Genomic DNA, 19,909 nt, shown 5'->3' on the forward strand with positions numbered 1-19,909 from the left:
GTTCTCTCCTATCGCCGCTGGTGTCGGGACATGGGCTGGCCAGTGGCGCGGACGTTACGTGTCTGCGCGGATAGGCGCTGTAGAGCGTGCGCGCGGGCCTGTTGGGTGCGATCATGCGCCAGCTTCTTGGCACTACTCACAGCGCCCTCCAGCAGCTTTGTGGCGCTGTCGAGGGCGTCCAGCTCGTCCGTCTTGTCAGGGTGATGGCGCAGTAGCAGTTCGCGCTTCAAACGGGCCTGCTGGTCCTCTGTAAGTCCCGTCAGCATGGCGGGCGCCACCAGAATGGCATTCATCACCTTGGCATCACCAAGGTACTTGCGGGCTTCGTCATAAGGGCGAGACGCCTTGCCAATCTGCGCGCGAATCTCCGCAGCGATCTGACGTTCGTTTTCGTCCGCCGGCTGCGCGCCGATTGTGTCGCCGATCTCCCGCTCGATCTCTTCACGGCGCCGGCTTATCGCTTCCTTGGCGCGGGTAACGCTGCTGTGGCCATCCAGGCGCTTGCCCAGCGTCTCCGCCTGTTCGCCGACTTTGGCCTGCACACCATCCGGCGCTAGGTGATCGTCGCTCGCAGTCTCCGTGGCACTCCGGTCGAACCGGGCCACCTCGGTGCGGAGTTCTTCAGCAACTTCGCCGACTGTGGTGAACACGCCCCCGCGCGCGGCATAGCCCTGAAGGCTACCACCGACCATGGCGAGTTGATTTTCGGATAGAGGTTTCATTGCACCGCTCCTTCTGTGGGATAGCCGGCGTCCTCACGACGCGGGCGTATATCGCCAAATCGGTGCGTAGATTACCCCATTGTTACCCGGTTCTGCAAGGGCAAACGATAAAATCGCAGAATACAGCGCGTTTAACGCCCAATACCCTGCGATCTTTAATCGCATGCTCGGCAGGGCACGCCATAGATTACTTGCGTTGTGCGCTCTGCGCATGGCTTTTTACAGTCAAACCAAGACAAGCGAAATGTGGCGGAAAACTGCGGTGTGTGAGCCGTTGTGCTCGTCAATACTAATCGCCGCAGAGATATGCCTATGTACTCGTTAAACACAAAAACAGGCCAATTAATAGCACAAAACACGCGGATATTGTTCGCGGTCAAATAAAAGGTTCGTTTACCCAATCCCCCTACCGTCACGGTGTCACGTAATGCGTCACGATGGCGTAACGGCGTTACGGCCCCTCGTAGCGTCACGTAATGTAACGGTGTGCCTTTAGGCACCGTTACATCGTGACGGGGTGGACGCCTTCAGCGTGACATGACGTGCCAGCGCCCATCCTGGCTTTCATAGACCAGCTTCTTGCGCTTGAGGGTGACGCGGATTTCATAGAGCCGTTGCCGTGCTGCGCCGATGCCGGCTTGCCGGGCTTGCTCGTTCCACTCTTCGACCGTCAGGCCGGCGGGTCCGGCTTCCTCCAAGATGGTGAGCATGGTCCCGGTGTTGCCGGTCGGTCGCTTGATCGCGGGCTCGATTGTTTCCGGCTCGGTCGGCTCGACCACGCAGGACGTGATGTCGTCGCCGTCGTCGTCGATCCCGACTTCGACCTGTCGCAGCGTAAAGGACAAGGTTTCGCCTTCCGGGCCATCCTTCACGAATTCGGACGTGACCGTGACGGTCCCGGCCGGGCTTTTGGTCACGGAGAACTGCGCGTCGGCCGCGCCTGTCAGGGACGTGTGACCACGCGGGCGGTTGCCGTCGGTGCCGCAATGATGGATCACGACGACGCAGCACGCGAAAGCCGAGCGGATGGCGTCGGCGGCGGCCACGTAGCGCCCCATGTCCTCGGGATCGTTCTCGCTGCCCCTCAGAGTGCGATTGAGGGTATCCAATACCACGAGGCCCGGCAGCCTATCCCCCACCTGAGCGCGGATGTCCGCGATGAGCGTCTGGTGGTCGCCGATCAGATCGACGGGTTCGCCCAGCAGGAAGAACGGCGGCGGGTCGTAATCCAGTTGCATATTCTGCTGTCGGAACGCCTCTATGCGCTTCTTGAAACCGTGCTGGCCTTCGCCGGCCACGTACACGACGGGCGCCTGCTGGACGCGCCGGCTACGGTATTCCCAGCCGAGTGCGACATGCATCGCCGCGTCGGTAGCCCAGAACGACTTGCCGCACTTGGGCGCGCCCCATGCCACGGCCAGGCCCTCGCGCGGCCAGAGGCCCTTTAAAAGATAATCGCGCTCGCTGGTCAGCCTGATGTCATCGAAGGCCGTGAGGGGAAAGCGGCACTTCGGCTCGAAGGTCTCCACCTTGCCGGTCATGCGGCCCTCCCGGCCGCTTCGGCCTTCAGCACTTCGTTCCAATCGGCGAAACCATCCGGCGGAAGCCGCAGCGTCACCTTGCGGCGCTGCCGAGTATAGGCTTCGACGGCTTCGTGCGCCGCCTTGATGCCCGGCTCGCCGTGGTCCGCGAAGATGTGAACATGGCGCACCTCGTCCGGCAACGCGACCTTGGCCAGCCGTCCGGCGCTGATGGCGCACCAGCACGGGATGCCGAACATCTGCATGGCGGACAAGGCGTCTTCGATGCCTTCGGCCAGCCCCAGGACTTCGCCAGCCCGCGCGAGGCGGATGGCGCCCTTACCCTGCGGCCCAAGGCTCAACTTCGGTTGCTGGACGTTCGCCTTGCCCGTGCCGTCCACGCGCAGAAAGGTCCGATGAACGCCCGTTAGCTTTCTGTCCGGTCCCTGGATCGCGGCCACCATCGCGGGTAGCTCGATGCCCGAAAACGGATATCGCAGCGCCGGGGCGAAGCGCAGCGACGGCGGCGGGTTAAGCCGGATGCCGCGCGCCTCCAAGTAGCTTTGCACTAGCGTGTCCGGCGCCGGTTCGGCCTCGCGCCAGATCCTGCGGGCGGCCTCTGAATTGTCATTACGTAATGACAATTTCCGCCGTGATGGATTGTCTACACGTGTAGACAATTCGGCGCCTTCGGGACGTTTGCCGGACGCCTCCCACAGCCCGCGCCGCCGCAATTCGGCAATGATGTCCGCGCGCTCACAGCCCGCATGACAGGTCAGCAGTGCGCCGTCGTCGCCGTCGCGGATGGATAGGGACGGATTGCCGTCGTCATGCGCTGGACAGCAGGCCGAACCGTAGCCGCCGTGCCAACGGCCCCCGAGGGCGAGGGTCAGGGCGCGGGCGTTCATCACGACACCTCGCGAATCGGCAAAGGTGGGAAGGTATCGGCGCCGACGGCTCGATATGTTTCCGGCGGGATGGCGTTGTAACGCTCAAGGCGCCGACGCAACCAATCCGCTTCATCAGCGTCCAGGCGTTCCAGCACTTCGGCCAGCAGCTCGCCCAAGGGACGCGGGCCGCGCTGATGCAGGGCTTCGGCCTGACGTTGCAGCGGGAGGGAAGGGGCGTTATGCTTCGGCTTGTCCGCCGCCTGCGTGACAAGTCTCGAAGCCCCGGCCGCCGATGCCCCGGCGCCGGGGTTTCTTGTGGCCGCCATCGCTCAAGCCGCCTCCGTGTCACGCGCGGCGGCCAGTGCCGCGATGTGCGCCTCGACCTCGCTTTCGACGAAGCCGATTTTATTCGGCGCCAACCTTACGGGCTGCGGAAACCGGCCCTCGCGGCACAGTCGCATCAGCGAAACGGGATGATAGCCGACGCGCGCGGCTGCTTCCTGCTTCGAGATAAGGCGCGTAGACATATTCAGTGCCTCCATTGCACTTTGCAAAACTGCGTTGTGCTTGAAGGCTAGGGAGTGCTTAGATTGGTTGATACGGCAGGCAAATCGGAGAATTAGATGCGGGACTTTTGGCGACGACAGAAATTGTCCAGCTTGTCCGGGTCGACGCCCCACCGCGCTGCCGCCTTTTCAAGTGCGGCCTCGTGAATGTTCTTGTGCTTGCCGTAGCGGGTCCGCCAAATGTGCTTGAGGCGTTCGACATCGTCGGCAGCCGGGATAAGCGGGTTGCCCATCTGCTGCGACACCCGCTTGAAAGGTCGGTCGGGCGGCTTGCCGCGCGGCTTCCGGCGCTCGCCCTGGGCAATCTCTACTAACGCCTTGAATGCATCCGCCGGGACGGTCACGGAATCGTGGCCGTGCCGCTGGGCATAGGCCGCCCGGCTTTCCATCGTCCGCATAAAGCTGTAAAAACCCTCCAGGCTAAAACTACCGTCGCCCCGTCGGAGATCGGCGAGAATGATGTCCCACGCGTCAACGCCCGGCATCAGCGCGCCTCCGCAAGCTTGACCACGTTCTCGGCTTCCGCCGCGTCCATCGGCTGGCCGGCAATCACCCGGTCCAGGGCGCCGGCCCACGCCTGCAAGGCGCGGCGCTTTGCCGAGAGATAGCTGTGGCGGTCATAAACCGCCGTCACGCTCGTCTGCGTGTGATTGAGAACGCGGCCGATCACGTCAACGCTGATACCCATATGCGCCATGCCAGTTGCGGCCGTGCGGCGCAGATCGTGCAGGCGCCAATTCTCCATCGCGTCGCGGCCATCCTTCCGCCGCGCGGCGTTCGTCTCTTTCTCCATGCGCAGCTTGGCCTTGCTGTAGCCGCTGACGGGACGTGCGCCATAGGTGGTTGACCAGACGTAATCCCCGGCGCCGAAGGTCGGCAGGCCCCGCAGGATGTCGACGGCCTGACGGCAGAGGGGCACTTCCTGGCTGCGCCCGCTTTTCGTCTCGGGGATGGTCCACAACGCTGCGTCCAGATCGACGTCGCGCCAGCGCATGTCGGCAACCTCGCCGCGCCGCTGCGCCGTCAGCAGCATCACCTTGAACATCGGCCCGAACGGATAGCCGGCGCCGTCGAAGGTCTGCCACAGATCGCGGACCTCCTGATTCGACAGGACGCGCTCGCGCTGTTCTTCGCGCTGCGGCAGCTTCACCCCGGCAACGGGGCTAACCTGGACGATCTCGCGCTCGACGCACCAGTTGAAAAGCTTGCGCACATGGGCCAACACGCGGTTCGCCTGCGTCGTATAGCCTTCGTCCTGCATTTCATCCAGCAGGCGCAGCACGTCGCGGCGCTCGATGGCGCGGATATCGCGGCCTTTCCATCGTGGGGTGACGTGGTTCGCGAAAAGCTGTTCGACGGGCTTCCAGCTCTTGTTACGCCGCTTGTGATGCCGTTCGATGAAATCCGCGACGATGTTCTCGACGGTATCCGGGCACTTCGTCCGGGCTTCCGCCTTCTCGTCCGCCGGGTCGCGCCCTTCCTCGACCGCTGCCAGTGCCTTTGACGCCTTTTCGCGCGCCTTGGCAAGTCCGAGGGCAGGGTAGGAGCCGAGTGTCAGGCGGCGCTGACGCTGGCCGATGCGATAGAACACGATCCAGGACTTTTTGCCCTTGTCGGTCACGCGGATGCCGAAGCCGGGAAAGCTGGCGTCGAAGTATTCCGCGCGTCCCTGAGCCGGGGCCTTCAGCTTCTCGACGGCGGCGCTGGTGAGCTTAATCCGGGCCATCACATGCTCCCTGGGGTAACACTGGGGTAACAGATATGTGGCGTTTAGCCGTGTTACCCGATGTTTAGGCATGTTGACACGTATGGGCCGAATGTCAAGGCATACAGCGAATTTTCGGAAACGGGATGCTGCGATGGGCTAGGGCAGATTTAGGCCGATTGCGTAACTGAAAATCGCAGTGTCGGTGGTTCGATTCCGCCCCTGGGCACCATCCTCCGTTCGTAAGTTGAAGATGCTTTGAACGCCCGGCTCAGGCGCGGTACTACGCCGCGACGATTGTTGATTTTTCGGTGGCACGATTGTCGTGCCGAGCGTAAAGATTTCAGTCGCGACAAACGTTGTCTTCTCGACCAGTTCACGTTGAGTTTAACTCATGCAAATTAAGACTTTGTTGACCAATTGGTTGGTAAGGGTGTAGGCCATCTTATCTTGGGTGTGAGCGTTGTCGCAATTCAGCCGCTGGGTGTAAAATGACCTATCACGCACAGACCGCAGTTGCTTACAGCGCGTATGCTCCTCGCGCCAATTGCGACGACGTGCAGTCGGTTTCTTCGGACTTCCGGGACCTTATCATTGAGCAGTGCCCCCGGTGCGCCGGCACCGGGCATGAATGCATGATGGATAAGATCAACGAGGTCGCCCTGGAGCCCGAAGGCACCGCCTGAATGGCGGTTCTCTCGCTGTGCGCCCGCCTTGTTTCAGGCATAGAACCTGACGCCGCCGATTGCGATATCGGCCTCGAAGGGACGGCCGATGGCAACCACTCCAAGCCTGCGCAGCCGCGACACATTCAGTGGCGATTCGGTTCTGTACGGCTGAAACTCGGCGAAGGGTAGCCGAACGGTTCGCCATTCCGGTGGCGCCTGGAAGCCCTGCCGGTACGACTGCCATGGCCATGTCAGGTCCGCCGTGCGTAGATGAAGGTTGTAGGCCTCGCCGTTGCCATAAACATCGACGTCGATGCCCTTCCATGCGCTTGCATCGGCCCTCTGTCCGCCGGGTGCCAGATCCAGCGAGGCCTGAACGAAGCCGCCGTTGTTTTCGATGCTGACGTCGCCGCGCATCCGCAGGGCCGGGCGGCCGGCCACAAGCTCTCTTGTCAGTGTACCCTGCGAAACCCCGCCCATGACTTGATCCGTCACCAGCCGCCAGCGCGTGCCCAGCGACGATACAAGGTCTTCGTGCGACAGATCGTCGATCTCGGCGGAGGTCATCGGCATGGCAGTCCTCCGCATCGAGCACGCCGTCAGCGCGGTCAGGCTCAAAGTGGCGATGAAGGAGCGGCGGGACAGGAGCATGCGATAGAAATAGCGCTGCGAAGCGCGCCGGCCACTGCCCGCCGGAGAATTTAGCGATTGGCCGACGGCCGGTCGTCTCGCCGGTGTTCGATCACGGCGATCAACAGGATCAGCATGTCCACGGTCCGTCCGTCGGCGGCCAGCGGCAGGATCAAGCGGTCGTAGCGCAGGAACTCCTTCCCCTCCACAAGGGGGAAAGTGCGTTCCGACAGATGAGGCGCCGCCGCCTCGACAATGTGGCTATAGGTGTTCACGGCGTTGACAAGATAGTCGCCGCGATAGAGTTCGTCGAAACGTCTGCCGGTGGGATCTCGGCCGGCACGCTCGACGATCTCCGTGCCGGCGAGGCGGTAGCGGAAGGTAACCCCCTCCGCCTCGCGCAGGACATCGATCAGGGCAATGCGCGGAAGCATGCCGGGGATATCGAGGGGGTCGATATCCTTGCGTGCCGGTAGCTTGCCGGGGGGCGCCTTGGTCTGCCAATAGTCGTACAAGCGACGGTGTTCGTCGTGCGCGATCCTGACCGCAAGCGCGTCTCCCGTATACATCCCTACCAACGAATAATAACAAACATTCGTCAATGGTAGGCGCCTATACCAAAGATGCCAACCCCCATATTGCTCCGATGTTGTAAGCCCTCTTGATTCAACCGACTTATGGAATGAGATCGAAAATATGGTTAATACGTTTTCGGCCGATGTTGTCGGGAGGTTGGATATGGCAACGCGAAGACTCGATCAAGATGAACTCGAAACATATTTTAACCGGATCGCGAAAGCGCTTGGCATAAGATCGGTTGAAATCGAAGTTACATCTCTCGCGGTAGGCGATCAGATCGAAGCCGACTGGATCGGCATGATGAATATCTCCTACGACCCGAAGGGCGACGCCATCGATATTTCGACGGATCGGCTCGACCATCGCATCCTCCATCCAAAGGTGGTCTATGTCTTGGAGGGCGATGAGGGGCTGGAAGCGATCGAGGTGGAGAGAGACGACGGCACGAAGGAGATCGTCCGTTTGCGCGCTCCGCTTCTGCTGACCGGGCCGGCGGCGTGAACGAGGGGCGGCGTCGCTCGACACGCCAAGCCCGGACGTGCTATTCAGAGCGCCAACAGGGGAGCGCCACACGGCGTATGGCAGCGGGCGGTCGCGACGTGCGGCGCCCGCTGTTTCGCGTCGGCGGCTGGTTGCGCCTGCACGCCTCGACCGGCTACTCGCTCTTCAGCCGGCTGCGGATGAAGAAGGTATCAGGCGCCTTGGCACCCGGCTCCACCGGGCTTACGCGCCAGATTCGGCCCTTGCCCCAGCCGTAATCGAAGCTGCCGACAGCCTCTTCCAGCCTCACCTCCATTTCGCCGGGCAGGCGCTGGCACTCCTGCGTACCGACGAGGGCCTTGTAAGCGGCGATCCGGCCCTCTTTGCCGTAAACCTCTTCGAAGAGGGCGTAGGGTTCCGGGGATACGCAGCCCGTTTTCGTAGCTACTGTCTGTCCTGCCGCCAGGCCAGCGTCATCCGGTGCGGCAAAGCCCGCTGAAGGGAGCAGAAGAAGCCCTGTTGCGACTCCGGCAAACCACGTCCGCATTCGATTTCGTCCTTCTGTCGATGGGCACTTACCGAGACCTAGGGCAATAAGTTGCGCTCGCAAGATGAACCAACCCTTGCGTTCGGGCGCGCAAAGGGTGAAACGTCAACGCCTGCATGGCGCGAACGAGGGGGGCGGCTAGCGCTGCCATGGAGAGTTGGGTCTTCCTGAAAGGAATCGCGGTTGGCATCGCGGTGGCCGCACCCGTCGGCCCCGTCGGCCTGCTGTGCGTACAGCGTACGCTGCAGGACGGCCTTTGGGTGGGGTTGGCCAGCGGGCTGGGCGCGGCGACGGCGGATGGGATATTCAGCGCCATCGCCGGCTTCGGGCTTGCCGCCGTTGCCGGCTTCCTGACGGAGCATCGCGATCTGCTGCGCCTTGTGGGTGGCGCGGTGCTGTTCCTGCTGGCCTGGCGGGCGTGGCGCCGCGCACCGCCCGAAATGGCGGACGCGCCCGTGCATGTGAAGGTGCTGTCCGGCTTCGCCACCGGCCTGGCGATTACCCTGTCGAACCCGATGACGATCATGGGGTTTGTCGGCATCTTTGCCGGTTTCGGTCTTGGGGAACTGCAGGACGGCGTCGGCCGTGCCGGCGAGTTGATCATCGGCGTCTTCATTGGCTCGGCGATGTGGTGGCTCGGCCTGTGCGCCGGCACGGCAGCGTTGAAGCCGAGGTTCGGACCGCAGAGCCTTGCCTGGACCAACCGTATGGCGGCCGTCATGCTCGTGGGCTTCGGCATCTTCGCGATTGGGTCGGTGCTGGTCCGTTGAAGGACTACTGCAGATTGGCGTGACCTTCCGCCGCTGCGCTTACGGGTTGATGGCCGGCAGCAAAAAAGGCACATTCCGGAAAGCTGAGAGAGTCGAACGCCGGCGGCCTGCCGGCGTGGGCATGAGGGAGTTTTGAATGATCCGCTCGATTCGCTTGTGGCTCGGTACGGCCTTGGTTGCGTTCGCCTTGAGCGGGGCGATCGTGATTTACTTCACCGCGCAGGATCCGGTGAAGGCGGAAAGCCGGATCGGGGGACCATTCGAACTAGTCAATACCGAGGGCGAGACCGTCACCGACGAGGACTTCGAGGGTCAGTATACGCTGATCTACTTCGGCTACACCTACTGCCCCGATGTCTGCCCGACCACGCTGCTCCATATCACGCGCGCGCTCAACTTGCTGGAGGAAAGCGCGCCGGCGAAGGTGGAGAAGATCACGCCAATCTTCATCACCGTCGATCCGGAGCGCGACACCGTCGAGCAGATGCGCACCTACGTCACGAACTTTCACCCCAGCCTGGTCGGCCTGACCGGAAACGATGAGCAGATCGCGAAGGTCGCGCGCCGTTTCAAGGTCACCTATTGGCGCGTCAAGGGCGGTGTGAACAGCGAGTACACCATGGCCCACTCCGGCTACACCTTCGTCATGGGCCCCGACGGCGATTACATCGACCGCTTTGACCATCGGGTCCAGGCGAAAGAGATCGCCGATGCGATGGACACCCTGATAGAGGGGTAGTCTCAGCTACCGGAACGCCGCCGGCGCGACGGCTGGCGCGGTCTTTCCTTCCTGCCGAGCGAACCATGTGACTGCCCGGACGTTCATTGGAACGCCGGGCAGTTTCGCGTGCTGCCCACACATTGACTCAAGTCACGGCGCGCTCTGGTCGCCAGTCCTAACTTGGCGGCTGTATCGACGTGGCTTTGCAAGTGCACGGCAAACACAGGAGGGCAAGACATGGCGGAAAAATCGAAGGAAGAAAAGGGTGGTGCCCCGACAACGACAGGCGGATTGGACCACCCCATGATGGAGTTCCGCCGGCAAATGGATCGCTTGGTCGACGACTTCTCCAACTACTTCCGCATGCCCAGCCTCGGCTCGTTCGGACGTATGCCGGCGGAGCCGGAGATCTTCGGCGGCACGGCCGGCCTGGTGGACGTGAAATTCGATGTCAGCGAAAGCGACAAGGAAATCGAAATTGCGGCCGAAGCGCCGGGAATGGAGGAGAAGGATATCGACGTCGAGGTGTCGGCCGGCATCCTGACCATCAAGGGCGAAAAGAAGCACGAGGAGGAGAAGAAGGAGAAGAACTACTACCTCTCCGAACGGCGCTTCGGCTCCTTCCGCCGCAGTTTCCGCCTGCCGGACTCGGTGGACGAGGACAAGATCTCGGCGGAGTTCGAGAAGGGCGTCCTGAAGGTCACCCTGTCCAAGAAGCCCGAGGCCGTCAGCAAGGCGAAGAAGATCGAGGTGAAGGGGAAGTAGGCCGGCGCCCCCAACACGAGAAATCGATTCCCGGCGGGGGGAACTGCGTGCGGCCCTGAAGGAGTGTCCCCGATGCGCTCTGAGCCGCTGGGCCTCCAGGGACTCTCCGCTACAGCCGCTCCTCCGGCAGGCGCAGCACCGAGTCCGCCCCGCGCTCGACCTCCGCGGCGTAGGCTCCGGCGTGGGGCAGGATGTGGTCGGTATAGAAGCGGGCGATGGCGACCTTGTCTTCGAGGAAGTCACGCCCGTAGTCCGCGCCGTTCGAAAGCGAGCGGTGCGCCGATACTGCTGCCCGGCCGAGGAGCGTGCCGCCGGCCACCGTACCGAAGAGCAGCAGGTATGGCGTAGCCACCGCCGCGGCCTTGTTCACGTCGTCCCGCGCGCTGCGGAGCACGGCCTGCGTCGCCGACTCCAGATGGTCCAGCGCGGGCCGCAGGGCATCGGCGATGGCCTTGGCGTCCGGGTCGTTCAGCTTGTCGAGATCGTCCAGCGTGGCCCGCAACTCGGCGATATAGGCGCCCGCGCTTTCGCCGCCGTCGCGCAGCACCTTGCGGCCCATCAGGTCCAGGGCCTGGATGCCGTTGGTCCCCTCGTAGATCGGCGCGATGCGGGCGTCGCGATAGTGCTGGGCCGCGCCGGTCTCCTCGATGAAGCCCATGCCGCCGTGCACCTGGATGCCGATGGAGGCGACCTCCACCCCCTGGTCGGTGCACCACGCCTTGACGATCGGGGTCAGCAGGTCGACGCGCGCCTGGGCTGCCCGCCGCGCGTCCTCGTCTGCGCCGTGCTTGGCCCGGTCGAGCGCGTTGCCGGCGCTGTAGGCCAGCGCGCGCATTGCTTCCACCCGCGCGCGCATGGTCAGCAGCATGCGCCGCACGTCGGGATGCCGGGCGATGGGCACGGCGTCCGACGCACTACCGTCCAGCGGCCGCGACTGAACGCGGTCAAAGGCGTGCTGGCGGGCGGCCTGATAGGCGCGCTCGGCAATCGCCAGCCCCTGCACGCCGACGGTGAGCCGGGCATTGTTCATCATCGTGAACATGCACTTCATGCCGGCGTTCTCCTCGCCGACCAGATAGCCGATGGCGCCCTCGTTGTCGCCGAAGGCCATGGTGCAGGTGGGCGAGGCATGGATGCCCAGCTTGTGCTCGACGGAGACGCAGCGCAGGTCATTGCGCGGGCCGGGGGTGCCGTCCTCGTTCGGCAGGTACTTCGGCACGATGAACAGCGAAATGCCCTTGGTGCCCGCCGGTGCGTCGGGCGTGCGGGCGAGGACCATGTGGATCACGTTCTCCGCCGCGTCGTGCTCGCCCCAGGTGATGAAGATTTTCTGTCCGGTGATGCGATAGTGGTCGCCGTCCTTCACCGCCCGTGTCTTCAGCGCGCCCACGTCGGAGCCCGCCTGCGGCTCCGTCAGGTTCATGGTGCCGGTCCACTCGCCGGAAATCAGCTTCGGCAGATAGGCGTCACGCTGCCAGTCGCTGCCGTGGGTCTGCAGCAACTCCACGGCGCCGACCGTCAGCATCGGACACAGCGCCCAGGCCATGTTGGCGCTGTTCCACATTTCCATCAGGGAGAGCGCCACCGTCCACGGCAGCCCCTGGCCGCCGTAATCCGCATCGAAGGGCAGGGCGTTCCAGCCGGCCTCAACATAGGCGCGATAGGCCTCGGCAAAACCATTCGGCGTGCGCACGACGCCGTTGTCGAGTTGGACACCCTCGCGGTCGCCGGACCAGTTCAGCGGCGATAGTACGTCCGAGGCCAGCTTGCCGGCCTCGTCCAGGATCTGGTCGACCAGTTCCGGTTCGGCGTGCTCGTAGCCCGGCAGTTGCGCCAGCCCGCCGATGTCGGCCAGCTCGCGCAGGACGAAGCGCATGTCGCCAACCGGCGCCCGATAGTCCGCCATACCTTGGCCTCCCTCTTGATCGACCGTGTGGTGCCCGCGTCCTTAATTAGCGAACGGCGGCGGGCATGTCGACCGAGCCTTGCAGGCGAGGCGGCGATTCAACCGAGATGCTGCGCAAGGAAGGCGAGGGTGCGGCTGCGTGCGAGGTTGGCCGCGGCCTCGTCGTAGTCCTCCCGCCGGTCGCAGTTAAAGCCGTGGCCCGCGCGGTAGACATGATCGATGACGTCGGGGTGTGCCTCGCGGATCGCCTCGACCTGATCGAAGGCGATGATCGGGTCTTCCTCGCCGAAGTGCAGCATCGTCGGGCACCGCGGGTCTTCGTCGTTCAGCTCGTAGATCTGGCCGCCGTAGTAGCCGACCGCAGCCTGCACCGGCAGCCGGCAGGCCGCCAGCCACGCCAGCGAGCCGCCCCAGCAATATCCGACCACGCCGATGCGGGCGTCCTGACCAAGCTCTTCCCGCAATCGCTTGACCGCGGCCTCGATGTCCAGCGCGGCGTCATCCCAGTCGATCCGGGCGCGCAGAGAGCGGCCGTAGTCCAGGTCGTCAGGGCCGTAGCCCAGCGAAACCCCCCGCTCGATCCGGTCGAAAAGATGCGGTGCGATGGTGAGATAGCCGGCTTCGGCGAAGCTGTCCGCGACCTCGCGGATATGCTCGTTGACGCCGAAGACTTCCTGGCAGACCACGAGGCCCGTTTTCGGATCACCTTGCGGCCGTGCGACGTAAGCGTCGAACCCATGTCCGTCCGACGCCTGCAGGCGGACGGTCTCGCCCATGTGATTTGCGCTCCTGCTCCCTTATCGAATTTTGCATTCGTCTGGGCGCAGCAGTGTGTCACACGTTGAAGCGGAAGTGGAAGACGTCGCCGTCCTTGACGGTGTAATCGCGCCCCTCGACGCGCATCTTGCCGGCCTCTTTCGCGCTGGACTCGCCGCCGCAATCGACGAAATCCTGCCAGAAGATGGTCTCCGCCCGGATGAAGCCGCGCTGCATGTCGGAGTGGATGACGCCTGCCGCCTCCGGCGCGTTGGCGCCGCGCCGCACGGTCCAGGCGCGTGCCTCCTTCGGCCCGACGGTGAAGAAGGTGATGAGGTCCAGAAGGCGGTAGCCCTCCTTGATCACCCGCGCCAGACCGCTCTCGTTGAGGCCAAGCTCCTCCAGGAACGCCTGCTTCTCCTCAGGGTCGGTGAGGGCCGCAACCTCGGCCTCGATGGCCGCGGAGATCACGACATGCCCCGCGCCCTCGGCCTTCGCGCGCTCGGCCACCATCTCGGAATATTTGTTGCCGGTGGCGACCGCGCCCTCGTCGACGTTGGAGACGTAGAGCACCGGCTTGCTGGTCATCAGGTGAAGCTGACGCAGCACCGGCTGCTGCTCGGGCGTAAGCTGGACGGCGCGCGCCGGTTTGCCGTTGCGCAGCGCCTCTGCCACCGGCTCCATCACGTTCCTGCGCTCGATCGCGTCCTTCTCGCCCTGCTTGGCCTTCTTCTGTATCTGGTCAAGCTGGCGCTCGATGCTGTCGAGGTCGGCCAGCATCAGCTCGGTATCGATGGTCTCGGCGTCGCGGATCGGGTCGACCGAGCCCTCGACGTGCGTGGTGTCGCCCTCGAAGCAGCGCAGCAGGTGCAGGATCGCGTCCACCTGCCGGATGTTCGCCAGGAACTGGTTGCCCAGCCCCTCGCCCTTGCTGGCCCCGCGCACCAGTCCGGCGATGTCCACGAATTCAAGCTGCGTCGGCAGCACCTTCGCCGACTTCGCCACCTCGGCCAAGCGATCGAGGCGCGCGTCGGGCACCGGCACCCGGCCCACGTTCGGTTCGATGGTGCAGAAGGGATAATTGGCCGCCTCGGCCTGCGCCGCCTCGGTCAGCGCGTTGAACAGCGTGGACTTGCCGACGTTCGGCAGCCCGACGATTCCGCAGTTGAAGCCCATGTTTCCTCGATCAGTCGGGTTACGACGTGTCTCTCGTCGGCTGCATCCGATAGGCCACCCGGCTCATGAACGCCTCGTGGTCGCCGGCCGTCAGGCGGTGCATCTCCTCGCCCACGGCTTCGCAGAGAGGCGTCACCCAGGTCATCTCCTCCTTGGAGAAGTCGTTGAGGACCCAGGCGTGGACCAGGTTCTTATTGCCGGGGTGGCCGATGCCCAGGCGCACGCGCCAGAACGCGTTCCCGAGGTGCGCGTCGATGGAGCGCAGGCCGTTATGGCCGGCGTTGCCGCCGCCCTTCTTCACGCGCATCTTGCCGGGCGCGAGATCCAGGTCGTCGTGCAGGACGATCACCTGCTCCGGCGAAAGCTTGAAGAAGCGCGCGGCCTCACCGACAGCCTCGCCGGAGTTGTTCATGTAGGTGAGCGGCTTCATCGCCAGCACCTTCTCGGTGCCGACGAGGCCTTCCGCCACGTCGCTGCGGAACCGCGAGCGCCACGCACCGAGGTTCTGGCGCCGGGCGATCTCGTCCAGCGCCATGAACCCGATGTTGTGGCGGTTGCGGGCGTAGCGGGCGCCCGGATTGCCGAGCCCGACCAGCAGCAGCACAAGAGCCCCCGTTCGCCAGTATCCGCCGGGATGGAGGGGAGGGGCGGAGGATTACTCCGCCTTCTCCTTGCCACCCTCTTCCGTACCCTCGGCGCCGGCCTCTTCCTCGGCGGGCGCTTCCTCGGCCTCGCCGGCTTCCTCGGCGACATGCTCGGCCTCGACCTCGGCCTGCTCCTCCGCCGCCTCGGCCTTCACCGCGCTCGGCGCGGCGATGGTGGCGATGGTGAAGTCGCGGTCCTCGATGGTCGGACGCGCGCCCTCGGGCAGCTTGACGCTGCTGATGTGGGCGGAGTCGTTGATTTCGAGTCCGGCAAGCGGCACCTCGATGTAGGCGGGCATGTTGTCGGCACGGCACAGCATTTCGACCGTGTGGCGTACGACGTTCAGCACGCCGCCGCGCTTCAAGCCGGGCGACTCTTCCTCGCCGGTGAAGTGGACCGGAACCTCGATCGTCACCTCCGTCTTCGCCGAGACGCGCAGGAAGTCCAGGTGGCGCGGCCGGTCGGTGACGGGATCGAGCTGCAGGTCGCGGCAGATGGCAAGCTGCTTGCCGCGCACGCCCTCGACCCGGATGTCGTAGAGACGGGTGAAGAAACCGGGCTTCTGATAGATCTCGCGGTCAAGGGTGCCGGGATCGAAAGTCACCAGCACGGGATCCTTGCCAGCGCCATAGATCACGCCGGGGATACGCCCGTTGCGCCGCGCGCGGCGGGCTGCCCCCTTGCCGGCCCGCTCCCGCTGCTGCGCTTCGAGGACATGGCTTTCGCTCATCGTTCGTTCTCTCCTTCCAGGTACGTCAAGGGGCGTCCGCGCAACACGGACGCCCGGTGGGGCCGCAGCCTCCAGGGGTGCTGCGGCGAAACGCGTTGCGCTCCGGCCTAGCTCGGCGGGTCGAACAGGCTGGAGACCGACCGCTCGTCGCTGATCCGGGCCATCGCCTCGCCAAGCAGCGGCGCGATCGAAAGCTGCCGGATGTTCTGCGCCACGCGCACGGCCTCGGTCGCGGGGATGCTGTCGGTGATGACCAGCTCCTCCAGCGGCGACGACGATACGCGCGCCACCGCGCCGCCGGACAGTACGCCGTGCGTCACATATGCGGCCACCGACTGCGCGCCCTTCTCCTTCAGCGCGCGGGCGGCGTTGCACAGCGTCCCGGCGGAATCGACGATGTCGTCCACCAGGATACAGCTTCGATCCTTCACCTCGCCGATGATGTGCATCACCTCGGAGACGCCGGCACGCTCGCGCCGCTTGTCGATGATGGCCAGATCGGCGTCGAGCCGCTTGGCGATGGCGCGGGCGCGGACAACGCCGCCGACGTCCGGCGAGACGATCACCAGGCTCTCGCCGTTGTAGCGCTCTTCGATGTCTTGGGTGAAGACCGGCGCCGCATACAGGTTGTCCGTCGGGATATCGAAGAAACCCTGGATCTGCCCGGCATGCAGGTCGATCGTCAATACGCGGTCGGCGCCGGCGCTGGTGATGATGTTGGCCAGCAGCTTCGCCGAGATCGGTGTGCGCGGCCCGGACTTCCGGTCCTGGCGCGCATAGCCGTAGTAGGGGATCACCGCCGTCACCCGCCGCGCCGATGCCCGCTTCAGGGCGTCCAGCGTCACCAGCAGTTCCATGACATTGTCATTGGCCGGGTAGCAGGTGGACTGAATGACGAAGACGTCCTCGCCGCGCATGTTCTCATGCACTTCGACGAAGACCTCCATATCGGAGAAGCGTCGGACGCTTGCCTTGGTCAGCGGCAGGTTGAGGTAGGCCGAGATGGCCTCGGCCAGCGGCCGATTGCTGTTCCCGGTGAGGATTTTCATGCTTAATCCAGGCGGGCGCTGTTTTTCCGGATCTGCGACGGGCAACGGCCGCGACGGCGTCCGCCACGGCCGGAAAGCGCGCGGAATGTATCAACGCCCCACCGCTCTGTAAACGCCTGTGACGCCTCCATGACACGGGTTCTTCACGAACCGCCGGACTTCGCCGTCAGAACATCGAGGACGCCCGGCAGTGCCGCGGCCGCGATGGCGTCGGCAAGGGGGTTCCAGCCTTCGTCGATCCGGGCCTGCGGCACCCTGTTGGCCTGGCGCAGGTCACCCATCTCGGCGTCGTCGCCGTGGCGGCGCAGGACCCAGACGATCTCCACCGGCCGCGTCATGCCATTGGCGGCTCCGAGAGCCAGCCGTCCCTCGATGACGATGTCCCCCTCCTGCGCGTGGTCGGCGACGGGAAGGCCGCGCTCGCGCAGCCGCTGGGCCATCGCCCGCGCCAAGGCACGGGCCGCCGTGCCGGGCTGGCCGACGACGGGCGCGACAACGATCCGTGTGCCGTGCGGATAGCCGGGCAGGGCGCTTTGCCGCGGCTCCCCGCCTTGGACCATTGCGGCGATGGACGGGGCCACCGCCCTTGCCAGTCGGCCCAGCACCTCAGGGTCGCCGGCGGTCCATGCTGCCTGGTGCACACGCGCGCGCTGCTCGTGCCGGCCGGCCAGTTCGCCGCCGGGATCGTAGAGTTCCCAGGTAACGCGAAGCTCGTCGACGGTTTCATTGAACCGCTTGGCATCGACGTCTGCCAGCAGCCAGCGCGCCTTCAGGTTTGCGCTGGCGACGCTGGCGGTGACGTTCTGGTCGCGCAGCGCCTTTGCCATCGCCTCGGCCAGGGCCATCGGCTCACCCGGCACATCGCCGGAGGGCTCCGCGACGGCAATCCCGTAGCGGTCCGGCAGTAGAAGAAGAGGGTTGTCGCCCTTCGTGGCCGGTTTGAAGGGTTGCGGGAGCTGCCCGCAACCGGCCAACAGAAGCAGCAGCGCCACCGTCAGGGCGCAGGCGAGGGACCGGGCTAGACCACCAGCACGCAGGTGGCCAGCGTCCCGACGACGAGGAAGACGCAGAACAGAACGATGTGCGGCATCGCCGATCATTCCTTGCGAGGTCACGCGAACACGGGGAACTCCAGCGCCAGCTTCGATAGCGGCTCGGCACCGTTTTCCCCGATCAAGCTGGTGCGGCCAGGGCACATCGCCAAGCGCCGGTCGCTGTCCATGATGATGATATGCACGAAGATCACCATGCCGGGGCGTACCTCCACCGGGTTGTCGCGGTAGAGCATCGGCCAGTCCATCCAGTTTGGCGCGAAGGTCGTGCCCAGCGAGTAACCGCAGGCGTTGAGCCGATGCGCCTGGTAGCCGGCGGCGTCCAGCGTCCGGGCATGGGCGGCGAAAGCCTCGCCGAAGGTGTCGCCGGGCTTCAGTGCCTCCTCGACGGCCATCACCGCGTCCTGCGCCACCTTCGCCATCTCCCGTTGGCGGTCCGGCGGCTCGCCGACGCGAACGGTGCGCATCAGCGCCGCATGATAGCGCCGGTAGACGCCCGCCCACTCCAGCGTCAACTGATCGTTCCCGCCGAGGTTTTGCCGGCCGGTCTGATAGCGGCACAGCAGGGCGTGGTCGTCCGAGCCGATGATGAACTCGTTGCCGGAATAGTCGCCGCCGCCCTCGAACACGGCGCCCTGCATCGCGGAAAGGATCGTCCCCTCGAAGGCACCGGGTTCGATCTTCGCGGCGGCCGCGTGGAACGCGGCGTCGCCCAGTTCCCCCGCCTTGCGAACATAGGCTATTTCCGCCGGGCTCTTCACCACGCGCAGCCGGCTGATCAGGAGCGAGGCGTCCTCCAGCCGGCAGAAACCATCGAGCGCGGCGTCCAGGCGCTTGCCGTTGCGTGCGGTCAGGCCATAGGCCTCGTACTCGACGCCAAGGCGCTTCCCCGCCAGCCCGAAACCGCGCAGAATCTCGCGCAACTCCTCCGCAGGATCGCCGCCCTCGCGGTCCTCCCAGACACGGATATCCTCCACCGTCGAGGTCAACTGCGCCTGCCGCAGGTCCGGCGAGCGCGCCAGCAGCATCATCCGGCCGTCCGCGCCGATGTAGAGGCATTGAAAGAAGACATAACCGAAGCCGTCGTAGCCGGTCAGCCAGTACATGCTCTCCTGGCGGAAGCACAGCAGGCCGTCCAGCCCGGCCTCGGCGATGGCGGCACAGGCGCGGCCTTGGCGCGCGGCGAACTCGTCACGTGTGAAATGCAGACTCATGGATCAGGGCTCGATGTAGATGGCGGACAGTAGGCGGCCGTAATCCGACTCCCCCCGTTTGCTGCCGCGGCGGTAACTGAAGAAACGGTCCTCTTCCAGGCAGGTGTCGCAGGGCAGCGCCTGCACGTCCTTGAGGCCGAGGGCGGCAAGGCGGCGTGCGACATAGCCCTTGAGGTCGAACATGAAATGGCCTGCCCGCGCCGCCGGGGTGAAGAAATCGCCGTTGTCGCGGGCCTGCTCCAGGAACGGTTCGGGGAACTCAGGACCCACCTCGTAGGAGGTCTTGCCGATGCAGGGGCCGATGCCGGCGACGATCCGCTGGCGTTGCGCGCCCAGGCTCTCCATCGCTTCGATACAGGACAGCAGAACACCGCCGAACGCGCCGCGCCAGCCGGCATGCGCGGCGCCCACCACGCCCGCGCCCTGGTCCGCGAACAGCACCGGCGCGCAGTCGGCCGTCAGCACGCCCAGCGCCAGTCCGGGTGTGGACGTGGCCATCGCGTCCAGCCTTGGCCCTTCGCCGGGTGCCCAGGCGCGGTCCACCACCGTCGCCTCGGCCGAATGAATCTGGTAGGCGGTGACAAGCTCGCCATCCGGCAGGTCCATCGCCGCCATCGCTCGCCGGCGGTTCTCCAGCACGCTGGCGCGCGAATCCTTCGAGCCGGGGCCGCAGTTCAGCGACTCGTAGATACCCTGGCTCACTCCGCCACGCCGGCTGAAAAAGGCGTGGCGGACACCGCTGAGGTGATTGAAGCTGCCGATGGTCAGCATCGGTGGCGCGCATTCGCTCATGATTGTCTTGTAGCCGCTAAAAAGTG

The 19,909-nt window shown here is 65.0% G+C and carries 23 protein-coding genes; 4 read left to right on the forward strand and 19 right to left on the reverse strand.

The annotated features are described in order from the left end of the window. Window positions 1-8: 8 nt before the first annotated feature. The 9 genes from DRB17_RS05555 to DRB17_RS05600 all read right to left on the reverse strand — a co-directional run bounded on the left by DRB17_RS05555 (window position 9) and on the right by DRB17_RS05600 (window position 7,270). Window positions 9-722 (reverse strand): hypothetical protein, encoded by a 714-nt coding sequence (locus DRB17_RS05555; RefSeq protein ID WP_147274822.1) that lies wholly within the window; start codon window positions 720-722, stop codon window positions 9-11. A 527-nt stretch (window positions 723-1,249) separates the two neighbouring features. Continuing rightward, the gene (locus DRB17_RS05560; RefSeq protein ID WP_114581204.1) at window positions 1,250-2,263 is read right to left on the reverse strand and encodes an AAA family ATPase; all 1,014 of its coding nucleotides are present in this window, start codon (window positions 2,261-2,263) and stop codon (window positions 1,250-1,252) included. After that, window positions 2,260-3,150: a DUF7146 domain-containing protein gene (locus DRB17_RS05565; protein WP_114581205.1), complete on the reverse strand. Its 891-nt coding sequence runs from the start codon at window positions 3,148-3,150 to the stop codon at window positions 2,260-2,262. The genes DRB17_RS05560 and DRB17_RS05565 overlap by 4 nt, the downstream gene beginning before the upstream one ends. Further along, window positions 3,150-3,458: a hypothetical protein gene (locus tag DRB17_RS05570; protein ID WP_114581206.1), complete on the reverse strand. Its 309-nt coding sequence runs from the start codon at window positions 3,456-3,458 to the stop codon at window positions 3,150-3,152. The genes DRB17_RS05565 and DRB17_RS05570 overlap by 1 nt, the downstream gene beginning before the upstream one ends. 3 nt (window positions 3,459-3,461) lie before the next feature. Next, entirely contained in the window at window positions 3,462-3,659 is a 198-nt protein-coding gene (locus DRB17_RS05575; RefSeq protein WP_161958712.1) for a helix-turn-helix transcriptional regulator, read from the reverse strand. 92 nt (window positions 3,660-3,751) lie between these two features. Beyond that, the gene (locus tag DRB17_RS05580) at window positions 3,752-4,183 is read right to left on the reverse strand and encodes a hypothetical protein (RefSeq protein ID WP_114581208.1); all 432 of its coding nucleotides are present in this window, start codon (window positions 4,181-4,183) and stop codon (window positions 3,752-3,754) included. Next, window positions 4,183-5,424 (reverse strand): tyrosine-type recombinase/integrase, encoded by a 1,242-nt coding sequence (locus DRB17_RS05585; RefSeq protein WP_161958713.1) that lies wholly within the window; start codon window positions 5,422-5,424, stop codon window positions 4,183-4,185. Before DRB17_RS05585 ends, DRB17_RS05580 begins: the two co-directional genes overlap by 1 nt. Before the next feature lie 698 nt (window positions 5,425-6,122). Beyond that, window positions 6,123-6,644: a CIA30 family protein gene (locus tag DRB17_RS05595; RefSeq protein ID WP_114581211.1), complete on the reverse strand. Its 522-nt coding sequence runs from the start codon at window positions 6,642-6,644 to the stop codon at window positions 6,123-6,125. 128 nt (window positions 6,645-6,772) lie between these two features. Further along, window positions 6,773-7,270, reverse strand: a complete 498-nt coding sequence (locus DRB17_RS05600; RefSeq protein ID WP_114581212.1) for a PAS domain-containing protein — start codon at window positions 7,268-7,270, stop codon at window positions 6,773-6,775. Between the two features lie 169 nt (window positions 7,271-7,439). Here DRB17_RS05600 and DRB17_RS05610 point away from each other — a divergent pair, with 169 nt between their 5' ends. Next, the gene (locus DRB17_RS05610; RefSeq protein ID WP_114581213.1) at window positions 7,440-7,781 is read left to right on the forward strand and encodes a DUF5335 family protein; all 342 of its coding nucleotides are present in this window, start codon (window positions 7,440-7,442) and stop codon (window positions 7,779-7,781) included. Between the two features lie 154 nt (window positions 7,782-7,935). On the opposite strand, the gene DRB17_RS05615 is transcribed toward DRB17_RS05610, so the two are convergent. Continuing rightward, on the reverse strand, window positions 7,936-8,307 hold the full coding sequence (locus DRB17_RS05615; RefSeq protein WP_114581214.1) for a hypothetical protein: 372 nt from the start codon (window positions 8,305-8,307) through the stop codon (window positions 7,936-7,938). A gap of 149 nt (window positions 8,308-8,456) precedes the next feature. Here DRB17_RS05615 and DRB17_RS05620 point away from each other — a divergent pair, with 149 nt between their 5' ends. From DRB17_RS05620 to DRB17_RS05630, 3 genes are all read left to right on the forward strand, one after another. Beyond that, window positions 8,457-9,077 carry a LysE family translocator gene (locus DRB17_RS05620; RefSeq protein WP_161958715.1) on the forward strand — a complete coding sequence of 207 codons (621 nt, stop codon included), beginning with the start codon at window positions 8,457-8,459 and terminating at the stop codon, window positions 9,075-9,077. 136 nt (window positions 9,078-9,213) lie between these two features. Beyond that, window positions 9,214-9,816 carry an SCO family protein gene (locus tag DRB17_RS05625; protein ID WP_114581216.1) on the forward strand — a complete coding sequence of 201 codons (603 nt, stop codon included), beginning with the start codon at window positions 9,214-9,216 and terminating at the stop codon, window positions 9,814-9,816. 219 nt (window positions 9,817-10,035) lie between these two features. Further along, window positions 10,036-10,563, forward strand: coding sequence for an Hsp20/alpha crystallin family protein (locus DRB17_RS05630; RefSeq protein ID WP_114581217.1), 528 nt, complete (start codon window positions 10,036-10,038; stop codon window positions 10,561-10,563). Window positions 10,564-10,672: 109 nt separating this feature from the next. On the opposite strand, the gene DRB17_RS05635 is transcribed toward DRB17_RS05630, so the two are convergent. From DRB17_RS05635 to pgeF, 9 genes are all read right to left on the reverse strand, one after another. Beyond that, window positions 10,673-12,469, reverse strand: a complete 1,797-nt coding sequence (locus DRB17_RS05635) for an acyl-CoA dehydrogenase (protein ID WP_114581218.1) — start codon at window positions 12,467-12,469, stop codon at window positions 10,673-10,675. A 98-nt stretch (window positions 12,470-12,567) separates the two neighbouring features. After that, on the reverse strand, window positions 12,568-13,245 hold the full coding sequence (locus DRB17_RS05640) for a dienelactone hydrolase family protein (RefSeq protein ID WP_114581219.1): 678 nt from the start codon (window positions 13,243-13,245) through the stop codon (window positions 12,568-12,570). Window positions 13,246-13,303: 58 nt separating this feature from the next. Next, on the reverse strand, window positions 13,304-14,401 hold the full coding sequence (gene ychF / locus DRB17_RS05645; RefSeq protein WP_114581220.1) for a redox-regulated ATPase YchF: 1,098 nt from the start codon (window positions 14,399-14,401) through the stop codon (window positions 13,304-13,306). Window positions 14,402-14,420: 19 nt separating this feature from the next. Further along, window positions 14,421-15,005 carry an aminoacyl-tRNA hydrolase gene (pth, locus tag DRB17_RS05650; protein ID WP_114581221.1) on the reverse strand — a complete coding sequence of 195 codons (585 nt, stop codon included), beginning with the start codon at window positions 15,003-15,005 and terminating at the stop codon, window positions 14,421-14,423. A 51-nt stretch (window positions 15,006-15,056) separates the two neighbouring features. After that, complete coding sequence (locus DRB17_RS05655; RefSeq protein WP_114581222.1) at window positions 15,057-15,776, reverse strand: 50S ribosomal protein L25/general stress protein Ctc; 720 nt, start codon at window positions 15,774-15,776, stop codon at window positions 15,057-15,059. A 107-nt stretch (window positions 15,777-15,883) separates the two neighbouring features. Further along, window positions 15,884-16,825 carry a ribose-phosphate pyrophosphokinase gene (locus tag DRB17_RS05660; protein ID WP_114581223.1) on the reverse strand — a complete coding sequence of 314 codons (942 nt, stop codon included), beginning with the start codon at window positions 16,823-16,825 and terminating at the stop codon, window positions 15,884-15,886. Between the two features lie 143 nt (window positions 16,826-16,968). Next, entirely contained in the window at window positions 16,969-17,817 is an 849-nt protein-coding gene (locus tag DRB17_RS05665; RefSeq protein ID WP_114581224.1) for a hypothetical protein, read from the reverse strand. Window positions 17,818-17,936: 119 nt separating this feature from the next. Beyond that, a complete protein-coding gene (locus DRB17_RS05670) occupies window positions 17,937-19,091 on the reverse strand; it encodes a M24 family metallopeptidase (protein WP_114581225.1) in 1,155 nt (384 codons plus the stop codon). 3 nt (window positions 19,092-19,094) lie between these two features. Continuing rightward, window positions 19,095-19,883 (reverse strand): peptidoglycan editing factor PgeF, encoded by a 789-nt coding sequence (gene pgeF / locus DRB17_RS05675; protein WP_338322688.1) that lies wholly within the window; start codon window positions 19,881-19,883, stop codon window positions 19,095-19,097. Window positions 19,884-19,909: the final 26 nt, after the last annotated feature.

This window comes from Ferruginivarius sediminum, assembly GCF_003344765.1.
GTDB classification, from domain to species: Bacteria; Pseudomonadota; Alphaproteobacteria; order Kiloniellales; family Rhodovibrionaceae; genus Ferruginivarius; species Ferruginivarius sediminum.

What these genes read in the sequence shown, in the direction of transcription:
- DRB17_RS05620 (WP_161958715.1), top strand. Translation starts at nt 8,457, where the DNA reads ATGGAGAGTTGGGTCTTCCTGAAAGGAATCGCGGTTGGCATCGCGGTG.
- DRB17_RS05565 (WP_114581205.1), bottom strand. Translation starts at nt 3,150, where the DNA reads ATGAACGCCCGCGCCCTGACCCTCGCCCTCGGGGGCCGTTGGCACGGC.
- ychF (WP_114581220.1), bottom strand. Translation starts at nt 14,401, where the DNA reads ATGGGCTTCAACTGCGGAATCGTCGGGCTGCCGAACGTCGGCAAGTCC.
- DRB17_RS05595 (WP_114581211.1), bottom strand. Translation starts at nt 6,644, where the DNA reads ATGCCGATGACCTCCGCCGAGATCGACGATCTGTCGCACGAAGACCTT.
- DRB17_RS05640 (WP_114581219.1), bottom strand. Translation starts at nt 13,245, where the DNA reads ATGGGCGAGACCGTCCGCCTGCAGGCGTCGGACGGACATGGGTTCGAC.
- pgeF (WP_338322688.1), bottom strand. Translation starts at nt 19,883, where the DNA reads ATGAGCGAATGCGCGCCACCGATGCTGACCATCGGCAGCTTCAATCAC.
- DRB17_RS05635 (WP_114581218.1), bottom strand. Translation starts at nt 12,469, where the DNA reads ATGGCGGACTATCGGGCGCCGGTTGGCGACATGCGCTTCGTCCTGCGC.
- DRB17_RS05600 (WP_114581212.1), bottom strand. Translation starts at nt 7,270, where the DNA reads ATGTATACGGGAGACGCGCTTGCGGTCAGGATCGCGCACGACGAACAC.
- DRB17_RS05555 (WP_147274822.1), bottom strand. Translation starts at nt 722, where the DNA reads ATGAAACCTCTATCCGAAAATCAACTCGCCATGGTCGGTGGTAGCCTT.
- DRB17_RS05660 (WP_114581223.1), bottom strand. Translation starts at nt 16,825, where the DNA reads ATGAAAATCCTCACCGGGAACAGCAATCGGCCGCTGGCCGAGGCCATC.
- DRB17_RS05630 (WP_114581217.1), top strand. Translation starts at nt 10,036, where the DNA reads ATGGCGGAAAAATCGAAGGAAGAAAAGGGTGGTGCCCCGACAACGACA.
- DRB17_RS05610 (WP_114581213.1), top strand. Translation starts at nt 7,440, where the DNA reads ATGGCAACGCGAAGACTCGATCAAGATGAACTCGAAACATATTTTAAC.
- DRB17_RS05655 (WP_114581222.1), bottom strand. Translation starts at nt 15,776, where the DNA reads ATGAGCGAAAGCCATGTCCTCGAAGCGCAGCAGCGGGAGCGGGCCGGC.
- DRB17_RS05580 (WP_114581208.1), bottom strand. Translation starts at nt 4,183, where the DNA reads ATGCCGGGCGTTGACGCGTGGGACATCATTCTCGCCGATCTCCGACGG.
- DRB17_RS05585 (WP_161958713.1), bottom strand. Translation starts at nt 5,424, where the DNA reads ATGGCCCGGATTAAGCTCACCAGCGCCGCCGTCGAGAAGCTGAAGGCC.
- DRB17_RS05570 (WP_114581206.1), bottom strand. Translation starts at nt 3,458, where the DNA reads ATGGCGGCCACAAGAAACCCCGGCGCCGGGGCATCGGCGGCCGGGGCT.
- DRB17_RS05575 (WP_161958712.1), bottom strand. Translation starts at nt 3,659, where the DNA reads ATGTCTACGCGCCTTATCTCGAAGCAGGAAGCAGCCGCGCGCGTCGGC.
- DRB17_RS05625 (WP_114581216.1), top strand. Translation starts at nt 9,214, where the DNA reads ATGATCCGCTCGATTCGCTTGTGGCTCGGTACGGCCTTGGTTGCGTTC.
- DRB17_RS05670 (WP_114581225.1), bottom strand. Translation starts at nt 19,091, where the DNA reads ATGAGTCTGCATTTCACACGTGACGAGTTCGCCGCGCGCCAAGGCCGC.
- DRB17_RS05560 (WP_114581204.1), bottom strand. Translation starts at nt 2,263, where the DNA reads ATGACCGGCAAGGTGGAGACCTTCGAGCCGAAGTGCCGCTTTCCCCTC.
- DRB17_RS05615 (WP_114581214.1), bottom strand. Translation starts at nt 8,307, where the DNA reads ATGCGGACGTGGTTTGCCGGAGTCGCAACAGGGCTTCTTCTGCTCCCT.